This is a genomic window from Janthinobacterium sp. Mn2066 (assembly GCF_049319705.1).
Classification (GTDB): Bacteria; Pseudomonadota; Gammaproteobacteria; order Burkholderiales; family Burkholderiaceae_D; genus Janthinobacterium.
In genome coordinates this window covers 51,463-67,520 of record NZ_JBMOUF010000015.1, presented here as the reverse complement: position 1 = coordinate 67,520, position 16,058 = coordinate 51,463, and the positions used below count along the sequence as shown (strand labels likewise).

Here is a 16,058-nt window from a genome sequence, read left to right as displayed (position 1 = left end):
CCGAGTCTGCTTTCTTTGGTCCGCTTCAATGCTAAAATCAAAACATCTTTCTCGTAAGCAAAAGGATGACTGCATGAACCCCACGACCGACTCGGCCAGCGACAACAGCCTGGACCTGCCGGCCCCGTCCGCCCTCGCGCCTGGGGCGGGACCAGTCATGCTCGACAAGGCCGAAACGCCCACCGTATTGGGCAAGCTGCGCACCCTGGTGCAGGAAAAAACGCGTTTCGAGCCGAAAGACATCACGCCGCTGGCCGAGGACGACGCGCTACAGGATTTTTCGCTGCAAGCCAATTTCGTGCTCGAAGCGCGTTTCGAAAACCGGGTCATCAATGGTTATTTCAAGCCATCGCCGGGCGACCAGCACTGCGATGCGCACGAGGTGGGAGCGCTCGCTATCGCGCAAGGCAAGGAAAGGCTGCGCCTGGCGGCAGCCAAGCTGGAAACGGCCCTGCAGCGTAGCGACCATGCTTACGACACAGTCAAGGAAGGCGCGTATCTGCTGCATGCCGTCAAGTACTGGCACCTCGATGACTGCAGTCCCTGCCACGGCAAGGGGCGCATCCGCTGCAGCACCTGCCATGGATCGAAGCAGGAAACCTGCTGGAAATGCCATGGCGGGCGCACCGTCAGTTGCGACGCCTACGGCTGCTTCGGCAGCGGCAAGGTGTCGTGCAGCTATTGCAGCGGCAGCGGTTCCGTCTCCGAACAAGTCACCGATTACGTCACGGTGCAAGTGCCCACTACCACCTACGAGAACGGCAACTCGCACACCACGTACCATACCGAGACGCGCACGCAATACCGCACCGTATCGCGCAATTGCACCCATTGCAGTTTCGGCAAAGTCACGTGCAACAGCTGCCACGGCGCCGGCAATGTCAATTGCGGCACCTGCCTGGCCAGCGGCAGCATCAGTTGCCGCACCTGCAGCGGCCTGGGCGACCTGCGCTGCAACCCGTGCGAAGGCTCGGGCCAGCAGGGCGACGCTTCCTGGACCGACATCCACGTGGTGCCCGATTACAGCGTCAGCCTGCCCAAGCAGGCGCCCGACGATGCGCGCCGCATCCGCGACAAGGAGAGCGTGCACTCACTGGCGACCATCGCCAGCAGCATGGCACTGGCGAAAGTAAGCATTTACGATAGCGACCACCCGCAGGAAGTCGACGCCCTGTATGCGGGCAAGCTGCGCATCGTGCGCCTGGACGCCGCATGCAATGAAGAAAAACATCACCTGGTGGCTTACGGCACGGACTTGCGCTGGCTGACCATGGACGACATCGTGGAAAAACTGCTGCGCGGCGACCTCAAGGCGCTCAGCGATGCGCTGGCCGGCAGCGCCGACGACGGCCTGTTTTCAGCCCACGTGCAAGGCTTGCTCACGCCGCTGCGCGACGTGGCCGCCTCCGAACTGAATGCGGATGTGATCGAGTCCATCCTGCGCGGCGAAACGGACCACGCCCACGTGGACGTGGTCTCGCCCGACTATGCGCAGATGGTGCGCACCTGCGTGCTGGGCGCGCTGCGCCAGGTCTACACGCGGCTGGCCAAGCCATTCTGGTGGAAAAGCGCACTGGCCGCGCTGGCCATCACCGTCGCCACCTGGTTTGTCGCCGGACGCGGCACGGCCGCCTTTGCCGGCCTGGTGACGGTGGCTGGCGGCTATCTGCTGTTCAACCGCAAGGTCAAAGCGGTGCTGCAAGAGGCGCTGGGCGGCGAGAGCCAGGCTGAACGGGCCATGCAGATCGCCGGCAAGGGCCGCCGCAACCAGCTGGCGCAAGTGCTGATCCTGGCGCCCGCCACGGCTGCCGTACTGGCGGCCAGCATGACCCTGCCTGCCAGGGTGCGCACACCCGCGCCCCCACCGCAGCCGGCGATGGCCTCGGCCCCGGTCGAACCGCATCCACCCACCATCGCGCCGCAGGACGCCAGCATGCCGAAAGCCGTCAAGCTGTATGAAAATGGCGACAAGGTGAAGGCGCTGGCCATGCTGGAAACCCTGGTCAAGGATGGCGAAGTGGAAGCGTATGGCTTGTACGGCTGGATGCAGCTGATGGGCGAAGGACAGCGCCATACCGGCAATGTCAGCGAGCAGCAGCGCAAGGCGCGCCAGGTCACGGCCAAGCCGTGGATCACCAAGGCGCTGCCGAAGAACGACAGCTATGCGCTGACGGCCAAGGGCGTGATGATGGCCGAAGGCTGGCAAGAGCCGCGCAACATGCCGCGCGCGCTCGACTACCTGAAGCAGGCGGCGCAGCAAGGCAATATCAACGCCATGCATCTGCTGGGCCTGTACCACGTGCGCGGCTACCAGACGCCCGTCAACAACAAGGAAGCCCGCAAATGGTTCACCATGGCCGCTGACAAGGGCAGCGCTGGCGATATCTACAACCTGGGATTGATGGACTGGGAAGGCGCGGGATTGAAACGCCCCGACCGGACCAGCGCCATGCAGCGCTGGAAGATTGCGGCGGGGATGGGTGAAGAGCGGGCCATCAAAGCCGTCGCGCAGGGCCACCCTTAAGCTGGGGTCTGACCCGCCGGGTCAGACCCCATCATCAATTGGCTTGCGCCGCCAATGCCTGCAAGGCCATCGGATTGGGCGTCGGTTCGCCTATCTTTTTCAGCAGGTTGCGGTCCGTGTGGTGGAACGGTTCATCCTTGCCGCGGATCAGCATCACCGTGTCTTCATCGTAGCCCCAGCTGCCGTCCGGGTGGATGTCGACCTTGATGCGGTACTCGACGGTGGTAAACGCGTGTTCGAGGAAGGGGTTCGAGCAAATGCCAAAGGCCGTGGTGTCGCGTTTGGCGACCAGTTCAAAACTGGTGGCGTCGGCCGTGGTGGTGCCCGAGGCCATGGCGATCTGGCCGCGCGGGATGGCCAGCGTCTGGATCACGGCGCCGGTAGCTGGCTCCCACAGCCAGTAGCCCACTTGCTCATGATAGGTCTTGACCTGCTCCGGCTTGGTGATGTGGATGTAGTAGCGCAAGCCGTAAAACAGTTGCGGGCCGTTGGTGACGGGGTCGATCGGCTGCAGTTCGATGCGTTCGACAAAGGCTTGCTTGCGCGGGCCGTCAGCCTTCGGCTTGACGTCCAGCCCGCGCGTGCCGGCCCAGATGCCGGCCATGCCGGTCAGCGGCCCCAGGTTGTTCAGCGTGTGAACGTCGGCCGAGGGTTCGGTGTAGATATCTTCAGGAAAATCGCTCATGCGGTGGCTTTACAGTGGTCTTCAAAAGTGGAGCAAAAGTGCTGCCTGCTATTGTAAGACTTGGGCTGCCACCGGCAAAGCTTATCAGACCAGCGGATCGGGCAAGGCTGTCAGGGTAAAGATTTCAAAACCCGTCTCCGTCACGGCCAGCGAGTGCTCGAACTGCGCCGACAGGGAACGGTCCTTGGTCACCGTGGTCCATTTGTCGGGCAAGACCTTGACCTGGTAGCTGCCCACGTTGAGCATCGGCTCGATCGTGAAAATCATGCCCGGTTCGAGCACGATGCCGGTGCCGGCGCGGCCATAGTGCAGCACTTGCGGCGTGTCGTGGAATACCTTGCCCACGCCATGGCCGCAAAAATCGCGCACCGACGAAAAACCCTGTGCCTTGGCGACCGCTTCGATCACGGCGCCCACGTCGCCCAGGGTCGCGCCCGGACGCACCGTATTGATACCGGCCATCATCGCTTCATACGCCGTCTTGACCAGGCGGTTGGCCAGGATCGACACTTCGCCCACCTTGAAGGTGCGGCTGGTGTCGCCATGCCACTCATTGAATTTCGGCGTGACGTCGATGTTCAGGATGTCGCCCACTTTCAGGATCTTGGTTTCGGACGGAATGCCGTGCGTGACCACGTGGTTGACCGAGATGCAGCTGGCGTGCTTGTAGCCGTGATAGTCGATGGTGGCGGGAATGGCGCCGGCGGCGCGCATGAATTCCTCGCACATGGCGTCGAGCTTGGCCGTCGAAATGCCGGGTTTCACGAATGGCGTGATGTAGTCGAGCGTGTCGGCGGCGATGCGGCCGGCCGCGCGCATGCCGGCGAAGCCCTCTTCATCGTGCAGGGGGATTTTCTTGCCGTGTTCTAGCTGGGTGGAATAACGCATGGAGTAATCGTTCTTTATGAGTGTAAATTAGTGTGGAGTTGTTTGAGTAGCCCAGCCGCGCACGGCGTCGTGCGAGGCGCGCAGCATGGCGTCCGCGCTGGCCGGTATCGGCAGGTTCTGGGTCAGGTAGGGCTTGACGATGGCTACCGGGGCATCGATCAGCATGAAACGCAAGGTGCTGTTCAGATGGTCCGGCTGGCTGGCCATGGCCGACATGCAGCGCTCGAAACAGGCATCGAGTTCGCCCTGCTCCGCTTCCAGTGCGGCCATCAGTTCGGCGCTCAGCGCGCCATTGAAATCCGGCGTGTCTTCGCATTGCAACAGGAAGCGCGCATACACGGGCTTGCGGCGGCACCAGTCCAGCAAGCCGTTGACGCCGGCCCAGGTATCGCCATCATCGCGCGCCCACAGGCTGGCCACTTCGCTGCGGAAATCGGCTTTCACGCGCAGCCAGGCACGCGCCAAGATGGCGCTGCGCGACTCGAAACGGTGATACACGGAACCTATCGGCGCGCCTACCTTGAGCGCGATGGCGGACATCGACACGGCCGCGAAACCGCATTGGGCGGCAATCTCGATGGCGCTGTCGATAAAGTGGTTTTCGTTGAATTTAGCTAGTCTGACCATGCAAATAGAATAGCAATTCTATTTGATGCCGTCAAGTCGGATGCACTGACTTGCCTGGTCAAACCTGCGTCACTGCTGCACGAAGAAGAACAGGAATGCAAACAATCAGCGATGCTCTGTTGTCGCTATCGGCCAAAACCGGTCGTCCGACATGGGTGCCTGAATCGTCGATCATCTGAGAGTCCACTCAATCAAAGTCGGCCTAACTGAATCGCCACGAGTCTGCTAGACACTCAAGAGCCGTTGGAAATACCGCTTTTCGTATTCGACCAGCGAAGCATGCATGCGCCCAAGTCGCCAGCCCAGGCTCTCCGGGCCAAGCGGGCCTGAAAAATGTCGAGGGCAAGGCGCAGCGACGCAGACAGTACGCATGTACGACAAGGAGCTGCAACGCCGCCATCGGCATTTTCTCAGGCTCGCGTCTCCGGCCCGCTGTTTTCAACAACACCCGCCAGCATCACACAAACCCTGAGCCTGCCTTACAATGGTATGCACGAAACATCAAAGGAGAAATCGCTTGCTTACGCCCCCTTTCATTGCCTCCACCCGTTTTGATGATCCACGCCTGGCGTTGGAACAAGTGCAAGCCATTTACCGCAGCAGCATCGAACATTTGCGCGATGCGCTGCAACGCTTCGTGGCCGGCGAAGACTTGCACGAGCGCGTGCGCGCCTGCTACCCCTTCGTGCGCATCCAGACCGACACGGTGGTGCGCGCCGACTCCCCGCTGGCCTATGGCTTTGTCGCTGGTCCCGGCGTGTTTGAAACCACCCTGACCCGCCCCGACCTGTTTGATGATTATTATCTCGACCAATTCACGCTGCTGCTGAAAAACCATAACGGCGGCCAGCGCGTGCACCTGGAAGTGGGCGTCAGCGCGCAGCCTATCCCCGTACACTTTTCGTTTGCCGAGCATGACCATATCGAAGGCAATATGGACGCCAGCCGCCGCCTGGCCATGCGCGACCTGTTCGACCTGCCCGACCTGTCAGCCATGGACGACGGCATCGCCAATGGCACGCATGAACCGGCGCATGGCGAAGCGCAGCCGCTGGCACTGTTCACTGGCCCACGCGTGGATTATTCGCTGCAGCGCCTGCGCCACTACAGCGGCACCTCGCCGCAGCACTTCCAGAACTTCGTGTTATTTACCAATTACCAGTTCTATATCGACGAATTCATCCGCCTGGGCCACGCCATGATGGCGCACGCGCCCGACGCAGATGCGCCATCGGACGACGATGACTACATCGCCTTCATCGAACCGGGCAACGTGGTCACGCGCCGCGCCGGCCAGCCAGCCGAGAGCGACGATTTGCTGGGCGCCGCGCCGCCGCGCCTGCCGCAAATGCCGGCCTACCACTTGCTGCGCGCCGACGGCAGCGGCATCACCATGGTCAATATCGGCGTGGGCCCGGCCAACGCCAAGACCATCACCGACCATATCGCCGTGCTGCGCCCGCACGCCTGGCTGATGCTGGGCCACTGCGCCGGCCTGCGCACCACGCAAAGCCTGGGCGACTACGTACTGGCGCACGCCTATGTACGCGAAGACCATGTGCTCGACGAAGACTTGCCGCTGTGGGTGCCGATCCCGCCGCTGGCGGAAATCCAGCAGGCGCTGCAAACGGCGGTGGCCGAAGTGACGCAGCTGACGGGGCTGGACCTGAAGCACATCATGCGCACGGGCACGGTGGCCAGCACCGATAACCGCAACTGGGAACTGCTGCCGCAGCGCACGCCCGAGCGCCGTTTCAGCCAGAGCCGCGCCATCGCGCTGGACATGGAAAGCGCCACGATTGCCGCCAACGGCTTCCGCTTCCGCGTCCCTTACGGCACCCTGCTGTGCGTCAGCGACAAGCCGCTGCACGGCGAAATCAAGCTGCCCGGCATGGCCAATCACTTTTACCGCGAGCGGGTCGACCAGCACCTGCGCATCGGCATCCGCGCCGTGGAACTGCTGCGCCGCCAGGGCGTGGACCGGCTGCATAGCCGTAAATTAAGGAGTTTTGCGGAGGTGGCGTTCCAATAACGCTCAAGGAAAAAAGCGCGGATCGTAGATCCAGCGCTTGACGGTGCTGGCGGTGATCGCGCCAGCATCGGCGTGGCGGGGATTGAGCAAGACATTGTATTCGCCGGGCACGATCACGGACGGCACCATCAGCAGCGCGCTTTTGCGCGCCGCGATCCAGCCATTGCCAGCCGCCCTGGACGACATGCCTGCCGGTATGGCGTCCCAGCCACCGGGTGGCAAGTCGAGGATCTGGCGCGCCACCCACACCGCATCGGGAATCTCGATACGCACCAGGTAACGATTGAATGGCAGGATGCCGCTACACAGGCCATGGACGGTTTCGAGTATCGCCAGGGCGATGCTGGTGGAACAATACACGACGGGTACCCCCTTGCTATTCCAGCGCCCGCCCGTGATCCTGGCGCCGGCGCCGCCCAGATCACGGGCAGTGTACGTTGGCGTCTCCTGGGCGATACGCCATAGCACGCTCATGCATAGGCCCCGCTCTGGCTCATGGACAGCAAGTCGGCCACCAGCCTTTGCCCTTCAAAGGTATCCATATAACTTGCCGCAGTCGCCCCGGCCAGTGCAGGCAGCGGCCGGCTCAGCCAGTCCGCCAGCCAGCGTGCCGCGTCGAAACCGGCGGGATCGCCCGATTGCACGACCATCTCCTGCACCATGCCGATCAGGATTTCGACCCCCAGCACGCGCTCCGACTCATCTTTCGACAACAGGCCAGCGTCTTTTTCCTTGCGGCTGATGGTGGCGCGCGACAGGCCCAGGCTGGACAGCAGCAACTCCTTGCTCATGCCCATGCGTGCCGACAGGCGGCTGATCGCCGAGGCCGGTATGCCTTGCCGTATCAACGCGATGCGCGCCTGCGTATCAATCCCGTACGGCGCCATGCTTTCATACAGCGACATGCTCTGGCGGGCCGAGGCTGACTGATCTTGCATCTTGGAATTAGCCATGACTCTCTCCTTTAAGACACCAGACTAGATCAAGTGAGGCAAATTGCAATCATCAATGCATGGCCAGATGCTTTAGCTCAAGCCTGCGTTTACTCCTGCGTTTCGTAATGCAAGCCATAGGTCCCGCTGCTGCGCCGGATGCGTGCAAAGCCCAGCTCGCCCAAATGCATGCCGGCGATCAGCAGTTTTTCCGAGGACACCATATCGAGCAGCCGTGAACGGGTGGTGGCCGCCATGGCAGGATCCTGGTCAAACGCAATCGATACGTCCGGCCGCACAATCTGGATGTGCGGAAAATGTACGATATCGCCCCAGACCAGCAAGCTCTGCGCCTGCGATGCGAACAGATATCCCGTATGCCCCTCCGTGTGCCCGGCCAGCGGCATCGCTTGTATGCCGGGAAGCACCTCACCGTCCCGGAAAGTTCGCAGCTGCTGGCGATAGCCGTCGAAAACGCGGCGCGCCATGGCAAAGTTGCCTTTGGCGCGCTCGCTGGCCCGGCTCAGATTGCCGTCATCGTCCCAGAACGCCAGCTCCCGCTGATGCACCACCAGTTCCGCATTGGGAAAACCGATCTGTCCGGCAGGATCGACCAGGCCGCCCACATGATCGGGGTGCGCATGGGTCAGCAGGATGGTGTCGATTTCCAGGGGATCTATGCCGGCGAGCCATAAATTGTCGCGCAGGCGGCCGCCCCATTGCTTCACGCCTCCCGCCCCGCCATCGATGAGGATGGTGCGCTGCGTGCCATGCACCATGCCACGCACGATATAGCAATTGATATGCACGGCGCCAGGCGCCGCCTGCCCTGCGGCGCCCTGCATGCCGGCAGCGTCGGACGCGGTGATATTGGACAGGACATCGAGGCTGGCGGACAGATAGCCATCGCTGATCGCGGTGACCGTGAAATCGCCTGCCCGCTGGCTGGGAAAAGGAAAGTTGGACATGTTTTTCTCTAAAAATGATTCAGTGACGGGCATCGATGGCATGAGAAGCAAAGCAACGTATGCGCGCCGTCAGGCCCGTGTGGCGCACGATGGCGTTGTCCAGGCCTTCCATGAATGCCTGCATCACGGCAGGCGTGCGATAGAGCTCGACGCGGTACAGCAGTTCTGCAAACACCGGATGGCCATGGCCCGGGCGCACCTCGACATACATGATATGCACCTTGTCCTTGGCCGCGTGCAGCACGCGCGTGCACAGCTCGACGCAGTCGCGCGACAGCAGGGCCAGGTTCCGGTCGGACGGCATATGCTCCGCAGCAATATAAAAAGTGAGATTGGGCATGGCGAAGCTATCGCGTTTGTTCGGCCTGGCCGAGACTGGAACTCCTCAGCTGTTCCGTCATCGGTGCATATAAAAAGATGCCTTCTGGCAAAGTCCCCGCGAGCGGCGCCTGTTGCCGGGGCAAGCTTGCCAGCCAGCGCTGCGGCGGAAATTTTTCAAGTGCCACGGCGTGCATGGCCAAAGGATGCAGTCCCAGCGCCAGCAACGGTTCCGGGCCTGTGCTGCACAACACCAGCCATTCGTCTGCCTTCACGGCGGGCGCCAGGCCAATATCGCTGTACAGGTTGCGGTGCCAGTCCGTGATGTGTTGCTGCCAGCTGGCAAAGTTGCCGCCGCCTTGATGACGGTATTCCTCGCCCGTCAGGATATCGAGGCCATCGATGGTGTGCATGGCCAGATAAGTGGGGCAACCATCGCTGAGCGCCTGGAAGCGCTGCGAGGTGTGAAAGCCGCTCACGGAAATCAGCGCGGGGAGTTTTTCCAGGCTATAAAAGTCGTTCCACTGGGCTTCGCTAGCGGGATCGGCAAAGCTGCATTCGACGGTGTAAATCATCACATTATCCTTTGCGAAAGATGGGCAAGGCGCCGCAACTCGCATGCGCTTATTGCAGCAAGGTAATGATAAGATGGAATTTTCACCGTATATAGCGATATAAAATCACTCTTCCATGACTTTTACTCAAGCTGCCGTCACTCCCCACTCTGGAGCAAGCCATGCGGCGTAAGGTTCCCAGCAATGCTGCGCTGATGGCCTTCGAGGCCGCAGCGCGGCATGGCAGCTTCGCCCGCGCCGCCGAAGAGCTGTCGCTGACCGAGGGGGCCATCAGCCGCCAGATAGGCCGCCTGGAAGAGTTCCTGGGCGTCACGCTATTCCAGCGCGTGGGCAACCGGGTGCGGCTGGCGCCCAGCGGCGCGCGCTACGCGCTGCAGGTGCGCGAAATCCTGGACCGGCTGGAACGGGACAGCCTGTATCTGATGGGGCAGCCAGTCGACGGCGCGAGTATCGAGATCGCCGCGCTGCCCACCTTCGCCAGCCGCTGGCTGATTCCGCGCCTGAAACGCTACAAGGACCGCCAACCGCACATTACCGTGCATATCGCCGAACGCATGGAACCGTTTGTGCTGGCCGGCAGCGGTTTCGACGCAGCGATTCATTTTGAGCATCCGGCGTGGGCGGGCATGCATCGCCATCTTCTGCTGGAGGAAATACTGGTGCCCGTCTGCAGCCCGGCGCTGCTCGACACAGCGCCCGGCACTGCGCTCGATGGCTTGCCACTGCTGCACCGGCGCCAGAATCCGGACGCCTGGCAAGACTATGCCCAGGCGGCCGGCATCGCGCTGGCCAACCCGGCGGTCGGCCCCCGCTATGACCTGCATGGCATGTTGATTGAGGCGGCGCTGGCCGGACTGGGCGTGGCCCTGGTGCCGCGCCTGTATATCGAGGCAGAACTCCGGCAAGGCCGCCTGCTGGCGCCCTGGCCCGATGGGAACACCATCAGCAAGCAGTTTTGCCTGGTGCTGCCCGAGCCGATTGCCTTGAGTGCCCCGCCACTGCAGTCCTTTGCGTCATGGCTGCTTGAGGAAGCGCAAGCGGCCATGCCCTGAATGCCGCTTACAGGAAGCGGTCGAGGATCTTGCGCGTGGTCTTGTCGATGTCGAACATGTCGCGGATGAGGAAATGAATGCCGTGGCTGTCGGCGATCAACAGCGAGGTGGCGCCGATGCGGCGGATGTCTTCCTCGCCTTTCAGCACGAAGTGGGTTGCGCCGCGGTCCGTTTCCACCTGCCAGGTGCACGGCGTGGCGTAACTGCTGACGCTGACCACGCGTGAAATCTCGGGCATGAATTCGCGCCCTTCCAGTTCTTCCTTCACCAGCGTGCGGGCCGGTTCCGGCAGGGTGTCGACGTGGTCGATCCACGCCACTTCCTTGCCGTCGCCCTGGACCAGCGAAATGCCTTCGTTCGGCGACTGGATGGGGAAGGCACGCACGGGCGCCACGCCGTGGTAGACCTGGCCGTCTTCGGCCGTCATCACCAGCTTGCCGAAAGTATCGCGCGTCAATGTAAATGTGGTGCTGGCCATGCTTATTCCTTGTCTTCCAGTGCGAGTTCGGCGTTGCGCGCCTGCGCTTCGTAGAGGCGGAAATAGGCGCCCTCTTTCGCCATCAGTTCATCGTGGCTGCCCACTTCCACTACCTGGCCGCGGTCCAGCACCACCAGGCGGTCGGCCCGGTGCAGGGTAGACAATCTGTGCGCGATGGCAATCGTGGTGCGGCCCTGCACCAGGTTATCGAGCGCCTTCTGGATTTCCTTCTCGGTTTCCGAGTCCACCGACGAGGTCGCTTCATCCATGATCAGGATGCGCGGATCGATCAGCAGCGCGCGGGCGATCGAGATGCGCTGGCGTTCGCCGCCCGACAAGCCCTGGCCCCGCTCGCCGACCATCGAGTCGTAGCCTTGCGGCAGGCGCAGGATGAATTCGTGGGCATGCGCGGCGCGCGCGGCGGCGATGATTTCCTGGCGCGTGGCGTGCGGCTTGCCGTAGGCGATATTTTCAGCGATGGTGCCAAAGAACAGGAAGGGTTCCTGCAGCACCAGGCCGATATTGCGGCGGTAGTCGGCCACGGCGAACGAGCGGATGTCGACGCCGTCGAGCAGGATCGCGCCTTCCGAGGCGTCATAGAAACGGCAGATCAGGTTGACCAGCGTGCTCTTGCCCGAACCGCTGTGGCCCACCAGGCCGATCATTTCACCGGCCTTGATATTGAGCGTGATGCCACGGTTGACGGCGCGGTTGCCATAACGGAAACCGACTTCGCGCAAATCGATCCGGCCTTCCACTTTATCCAGCTTGACCGGATTGGCCGGTTCCGGCACGCTAGATACATGGTCGAGAATGTCGAAGATGCGCTTGGCGGCCGAAGCGGACTTTTGCGTCACGGAGACGATGCGGCTCATGGAATCGAGGCGGCCATAGAAACGCGTGCTGTAGGCGATGAAGGCGGTCAGCACGCCGACGGTGATTTCGCCGCGCGACAATTGCCAGATGCCGAAGCACCAGATCACCAGCAGCCCCATCTCGGTCAGGAACGATACGGTCGGCGAGAACAGCGACCAGACTTTATTGAGCTTGTCGTTGACGGCCAGGTTGTGTGCATTGGCGTCGCGGAAGCGGGCCGCTTCGCGCTTTTCCTGGGCAAACGCCTTGACCACGCGGATGCCGGGAATGGTATCGGCCAGCACGTTGGTCACTTCGCTCCACACGCGGTCGATCTTTTCAAAACCGGTGCGCAGGCGGTCGCGCACCAGGTGGATCATCCAGGCGATGAACGGCAGCGGCGCCAGGGTCATCACGGCCAGCCACGGGTTCATCGACCACAGGATGGCGCCCGTCATGATGATCATCAGCACGTCGGAGGCGAAATCGAGCAAATGCAGCGACAGGAACACGCAGATGCGGTCGCTACCGCTGCCGATACGCGACATCAAATCGCCCGTGCGCTTGCCGCCGAAAAACTCCAGCGACAGTTTCATCAGGTGTTCATAGGTGGCAGAGCGCAAGTCGGCGCCCATGCGTTCGGAGACGATCGCCAGGATATAGGTTTTCCACCAGCCCAGCAGCCAGGCCAGCAAGGCTGAACCGAGCAGGCCGCACATATAGTAGACCACCAGCCAAGGGTCGATATGCTTGCCGTTCTGATACGGGATCAGCACATTGTCCATCAGTGGCGCCGTCAGGTAGGGCGGGATCATGTGGGCGCCGGTACTGAGCAGCATCAACAGGAAACCCAGCGCCAGCTGGCCACGGTAGGGATGGGCGAAGCGCCACAGGCGCAGCAGGGTCCAGGTCGATGGCGGGGTATGCAGCACCTTGGCGCAGATCGGGCATTCTTCCTGATCCGGCTCCAAAGGCGCCTTGCAGCTGGGGCACACTTCCTGTTCGGCCACCACCACGGGCAAGCCCGTCAGATGGCTGTCGAGGCGCTCGACGAACTGTTCCAGCACGCGGATGGCATGCAGGTTCTGGCCCAGGGTAAAACGCCAGGAAGCCAGGCGGCCATGGTCATCGAGCAACTCCAGGTGGCCGACACCGGCGTGGTCATGATGCGTCAGGCGCAGGCCAGAACGGTAAGACCAGCTTTTCCACTCGCTTTCACCGGGAGCGAGCGCTAACAGACGCTTCTCGGTAACAACTATTAAGCCTTTTGTGAAACGTAATCGTGCATCGAGGTCAACCTCAACGCTAGTTAAAACGTTCTCCCCTGGAGAAAGATTTTTTTCCACCTCCGTCAGCCACGTTTCTGACAGCGTTGTCGGTGAGGAGTTGGCAGGAATGGTTGTTGCAGGAACACTCAGTTCAGTTGTCATCGTAAAGCATACTCCGGCTCAAGGCCTGGCCCTCAGGGGCGGGATTTTGGGGGATGGGGCTTCGCCCGATCCATGTTTGTATTTTGGTATTGCGCGGTGGCGGCTGGCGGGTTGCCAGGGCAGTTCCTGTATTGTATCGAATGGATGCGTGCCGATCAGAAATTGAATAGGCAAAGACGCAAGAAATAATCAGACACCGCTGTGCTTTTGCAAGTATACAACAGCTCGCTGTTGCGTAAATGCTGGTTATTCTGGCAAAAACACTAACTTTATAACAATGATGACAATAAAAAATAGCAACTAGAGTCAGAATACAATCAGCAAACGCGACAAAAGGCCGCCAAAAGTGGCACACTGCGCATACCCGGGATAAAGAACACAGCACGAGCCTGAAAAGTCTCTGTAAGCCACCCTATAAAGTATCTGGCGCCCAGACGCCTGGCTTGTTATCAAGAAACCACTTACATGATCAAGAAGAAGAACATCGATTTTCTCCGCATTACCCATTTGCGCGGCCCCAACATCTGGACTTACCGCCCGGTGATTGAAGCCTGGGTCGACATCGGCGAACTGGAAGACTTTCCCTCCAATACCCTGCCCGGCCTGTACGAGCGGCTGATCGCCTGGCTGCCAGGCTTGATCGAGCACCGCTGCGGCGTGGGTGAACGGGGCGGCTTCCTTGAGCGTCTGCGCGACGGCACCTGGGCCGGCCACGTGCTGGAACACGTGGTGCTGGAATTGCAAAACCTGTCCGGCATGCGCACCGGCTTCGGCCAGACGCGTTCGACCAGCCAGCGCGGCGTCTACAAGATGGCCTTCCGCACGCGTGAAGAACAGGTCGGCCGCGCTGCGCTCGACACCGCCCGCACCTTGCTGCTGGCCGCCATCAACGATGAAGCCTTCGACCTGGAAGCGGCCCTGGTGCCGCTGCGCGACATGGTCGATTCGCGCTGCCTGGGTCCGAGCACGGCCAGCATCGTCGACGCCGCCACCGAACGCCGCATTCCATCCTTGCGCCTGAGCGACGGCAACCTGGTGCAACTGGGCCACGGCGCCGCACAGCGCCGCATCTGGACGGCCGAAACGGACCGCACCAGCGCGATTGCCGAAGGCATCGCCAGCGACAAGGACCTGACCAAGTCGCTGCTCAAATCGTGCGGCGTGCGCGTGCCCGATGGCAGCCTGGTGCGCAGCGCCGAAGCGGCCTGGGAAGAAGCGCAGGATATCGGCTTGCCGGTGGTCTTGAAACCGTATGACGGCAACCATGGCCGTGGCGTGTCGCTCAACCTGATGACGGAAGCGGACGTGAAAGCCGCCTACGAACTGGCCGCGCGCAAGGGCGACAGCTCGGCCGTGCTGGTGGAAAGCTTCATCACGGGCGACGAACACCGCTTGCTGGTGGTCGGCAACAAGCTGGTGGCCGCCGCCAAGGGCGAATCCTTGTGGATCGAAGGCGACGGCGTCTCGACCATCCTGGACCTGGTCAACACGCAGATCAATACCGATCCGCGCCGTGGCGAAGGCGAAGACTTCCCGCTGGGCGTGGTGAAACCGCATGAATCGGGCGAAGTCATCCTGGAACTGGAACGCCAGGGCATGACCGCCCTGTCCGTGCCGCAGGCCGGCCAGAAAGTGCTGATCCAGCCGAACGGCAACGTCGCCATCGACGTCACCGACGAGGTGCACCCATCGGTCGTGCATGCGGCCCTGCTGGCTGCGCGCGTAGTCGGCCTGGACATCGCCGGCATCGACCTGGTCACCACCGACATCACGCGTCCGCTGGAAGAGCAGCGCGGCGCCATCATCGAAGTCAACGCCAGCCCGGGCCTGCTGGCCCACATCAAGCCTGGCGTGGGCAAACCGCGCCCGGTCGGCACGGCCATCGTCGATCACCTGTTCACAGAGGAAGAGACGGGCCGCATTCCGCTGGTCGGCGTAACGGGCACGCAAGGCGCCAGCCTGATCGTGCGCCTGCTGGCCAAGCTGCTCAGCCTGTCGGGCAAGCACACGGGCGCCGTCTGCAGTGAAGGCATGTTCCTCGACCAGCGCCGCGTCACCAGCAGCGATTGCGTGAACTGGGACGCGGGCCAGCGCCTGCTGATCAACCGCAGCGTGCAGGCGGCCGTGTTTGAAAGCAATCCACGCATGATCCTGGCCGAAGGCCTGGCCTATGACCGCTGCCAGGTGGGCGTGGTCACGGACATGGGCAGCCTCGATAGCGTCAAGGATTTCGACGTGCTGGACGCCGACGCGCTGTACAAGGTGGTACGCAGCCAGGTCGACGTGGTGCTGTCGACCGGCGTGGCCGTGCTCAACGCCAACGACGCCCAGGTGCTGGAACTGGCCGACCTGTGCGATGGCACGGTGACCCTGTACGCCCAGGATGGCAGCCTGCCCGCCATCACCGAACAGCTGGCGGCCGGCCGCCGTGCAGCCTTCGTGCGCGAGCACCACATCGTGCTGGCCGAAGGCGGCATCGAAACCGTGCTGCTGTGCCTGGACTTGCTGAAACCGGCTACCGCCGGCCAGGTCGACAGCGTGCTGGCCGCCGTGGCTGCCGCCTGGGCGCTGGAACTGTCGGCAGACCTGATCTGCGCCGGCCTGCGTACTTTCGATGCAGCGCCTGGCAGCACCGGTAACTAAACTGAGCCCGGCGCATGCCGGGCCCCAAGAACACAACAGGATTAATGGTTT

At 62.2% G+C, this 16,058-nt stretch carries 14 protein-coding genes; 4 read left to right on the top strand and 10 right to left on the bottom strand.

Going from position 1 to position 16,058, the window contains the following annotated elements; translation table 11 throughout:
* Positions 1-73 precede the first annotated feature (73 nt).
* Positions 74-2,524 (top strand): hypothetical protein, encoded by a 2,451-nt coding sequence (locus ACL9RI_RS24665; protein WP_422729118.1) that lies wholly within the window; start codon positions 74-76, stop codon positions 2,522-2,524.
* A gap of 34 nt (positions 2,525-2,558) precedes the next feature.
* Here ACL9RI_RS24665 and ACL9RI_RS24660 read toward each other — a convergent pair whose 3' ends face one another.
* The 3 genes from ACL9RI_RS24660 to ACL9RI_RS24650 form a co-directional block, all read right to left on the bottom strand.
* Positions 2,559-3,209, bottom strand: a complete 651-nt coding sequence (locus ACL9RI_RS24660) for an FABP family protein (RefSeq protein WP_422729117.1) — start codon at positions 3,207-3,209, stop codon at positions 2,559-2,561.
* A gap of 84 nt (positions 3,210-3,293) precedes the next feature.
* The gene (map, locus tag ACL9RI_RS24655) at positions 3,294-4,097 is read right to left on the bottom strand and encodes a type I methionyl aminopeptidase (RefSeq protein WP_422729116.1); all 804 of its coding nucleotides are present in this window, start codon (positions 4,095-4,097) and stop codon (positions 3,294-3,296) included.
* A 27-nt stretch (positions 4,098-4,124) separates the two neighbouring features.
* Positions 4,125-4,724, bottom strand: coding sequence for a TetR/AcrR family transcriptional regulator (locus tag ACL9RI_RS24650; RefSeq protein ID WP_422729115.1), 600 nt, complete (start codon positions 4,722-4,724; stop codon positions 4,125-4,127).
* A gap of 517 nt (positions 4,725-5,241) precedes the next feature.
* Here ACL9RI_RS24650 and ACL9RI_RS24645 point away from each other — a divergent pair.
* Complete coding sequence (locus tag ACL9RI_RS24645) at positions 5,242-6,756, top strand: AMP nucleosidase (RefSeq protein WP_422729114.1); 1,515 nt, start codon at positions 5,242-5,244, stop codon at positions 6,754-6,756.
* Positions 6,757-6,759: 3 nt separating this feature from the next.
* Here ACL9RI_RS24645 and ACL9RI_RS24640 read toward each other — a convergent pair whose 3' ends face one another.
* From ACL9RI_RS24640 to ACL9RI_RS24620, 5 genes are all read right to left on the bottom strand, one after another.
* Positions 6,760-7,230 (bottom strand): RES family NAD+ phosphorylase, encoded by a 471-nt coding sequence (locus ACL9RI_RS24640; RefSeq protein ID WP_422729113.1) that lies wholly within the window; start codon positions 7,228-7,230, stop codon positions 6,760-6,762.
* Positions 7,227-7,709 carry an antitoxin Xre-like helix-turn-helix domain-containing protein gene (locus ACL9RI_RS24635; protein ID WP_422729112.1) on the bottom strand — a complete coding sequence of 161 codons (483 nt, stop codon included), beginning with the start codon at positions 7,707-7,709 and terminating at the stop codon, positions 7,227-7,229. Before ACL9RI_RS24635 ends, ACL9RI_RS24640 begins: the two co-directional genes overlap by 4 nt.
* An 89-nt stretch (positions 7,710-7,798) precedes the next feature.
* Complete coding sequence (locus ACL9RI_RS24630) at positions 7,799-8,656, bottom strand: MBL fold metallo-hydrolase (protein WP_422729111.1); 858 nt, start codon at positions 8,654-8,656, stop codon at positions 7,799-7,801.
* 19 nt (positions 8,657-8,675) lie between these two features.
* A complete protein-coding gene (locus ACL9RI_RS24625; RefSeq protein ID WP_422729110.1) occupies positions 8,676-8,996 on the bottom strand; it encodes a hypothetical protein in 321 nt (106 codons plus the stop codon).
* A 7-nt stretch (positions 8,997-9,003) separates the two neighbouring features.
* Complete coding sequence (locus tag ACL9RI_RS24620) at positions 9,004-9,549, bottom strand: sugar ABC transporter (RefSeq protein WP_422729109.1); 546 nt, start codon at positions 9,547-9,549, stop codon at positions 9,004-9,006.
* Between the two features lie 161 nt (positions 9,550-9,710).
* Here ACL9RI_RS24620 and ACL9RI_RS24615 point away from each other — a divergent pair, with 161 nt between their 5' ends.
* Positions 9,711-10,601, top strand: a complete 891-nt coding sequence (locus tag ACL9RI_RS24615; RefSeq protein WP_422729108.1) for a LysR substrate-binding domain-containing protein — start codon at positions 9,711-9,713, stop codon at positions 10,599-10,601.
* Between the two features lie 7 nt (positions 10,602-10,608).
* On the opposite strand, the gene ACL9RI_RS24610 is transcribed toward ACL9RI_RS24615, so the two are convergent.
* A complete protein-coding gene (locus ACL9RI_RS24610) occupies positions 10,609-11,079 on the bottom strand; it encodes a DUF1854 domain-containing protein (protein WP_422729107.1) in 471 nt (156 codons plus the stop codon).
* Positions 11,080-11,081: 2 nt separating this feature from the next.
* Entirely contained in the window at positions 11,082-13,364 is a 2,283-nt protein-coding gene (locus tag ACL9RI_RS24605) for an ABC transporter ATP-binding protein (RefSeq protein WP_422729106.1), read from the bottom strand.
* Between the two features lie 465 nt (positions 13,365-13,829).
* Here ACL9RI_RS24605 and cphA point away from each other — a divergent pair, with 465 nt between their 5' ends.
* The gene (gene cphA, locus ACL9RI_RS24600) at positions 13,830-16,007 is read left to right on the top strand and encodes a cyanophycin synthetase (protein WP_422729105.1); all 2,178 of its coding nucleotides are present in this window, start codon (positions 13,830-13,832) and stop codon (positions 16,005-16,007) included.
* Positions 16,008-16,058 lie beyond the last annotated feature (51 nt).

Excerpts from the sequence above, each read along its gene's own strand:
- ACL9RI_RS24665 (WP_422729118.1), top strand. The coding sequence starts at position 74 with ATGAACCCCACGACCGACTCGGCCAGCGACAACAGCCTGGACCTGCCG.
- ACL9RI_RS24660 (WP_422729117.1), bottom strand. The coding sequence starts at position 3,209 with ATGAGCGATTTTCCTGAAGATATCTACACCGAACCCTCGGCCGACGTT.
- map (WP_422729116.1), bottom strand. The coding sequence starts at position 4,097 with ATGCGTTATTCCACCCAGCTAGAACACGGCAAGAAAATCCCCCTGCAC.
- ACL9RI_RS24650 (WP_422729115.1), bottom strand. The coding sequence starts at position 4,724 with ATGGTCAGACTAGCTAAATTCAACGAAAACCACTTTATCGACAGCGCC.
- ACL9RI_RS24640 (WP_422729113.1), bottom strand. The coding sequence starts at position 7,230 with ATGAGCGTGCTATGGCGTATCGCCCAGGAGACGCCAACGTACACTGCC.
- ACL9RI_RS24635 (WP_422729112.1), bottom strand. The coding sequence starts at position 7,709 with ATGGCTAATTCCAAGATGCAAGATCAGTCAGCCTCGGCCCGCCAGAGC.
- ACL9RI_RS24630 (WP_422729111.1), bottom strand. The coding sequence starts at position 8,656 with ATGTCCAACTTTCCTTTTCCCAGCCAGCGGGCAGGCGATTTCACGGTC.
- ACL9RI_RS24625 (WP_422729110.1), bottom strand. The coding sequence starts at position 8,996 with ATGCCCAATCTCACTTTTTATATTGCTGCGGAGCATATGCCGTCCGAC.
- ACL9RI_RS24620 (WP_422729109.1), bottom strand. The coding sequence starts at position 9,549 with ATGATTTACACCGTCGAATGCAGCTTTGCCGATCCCGCTAGCGAAGCC.
- ACL9RI_RS24615 (WP_422729108.1), top strand. The coding sequence starts at position 9,711 with ATGCGGCGTAAGGTTCCCAGCAATGCTGCGCTGATGGCCTTCGAGGCC.
- ACL9RI_RS24610 (WP_422729107.1), bottom strand. The coding sequence starts at position 11,079 with ATGGCCAGCACCACATTTACATTGACGCGCGATACTTTCGGCAAGCTG.
- ACL9RI_RS24605 (WP_422729106.1), bottom strand. The coding sequence starts at position 13,364 with ATGACAACTGAACTGAGTGTTCCTGCAACAACCATTCCTGCCAACTCC.
- cphA (WP_422729105.1), top strand. The coding sequence starts at position 13,830 with ATGATCAAGAAGAAGAACATCGATTTTCTCCGCATTACCCATTTGCGC.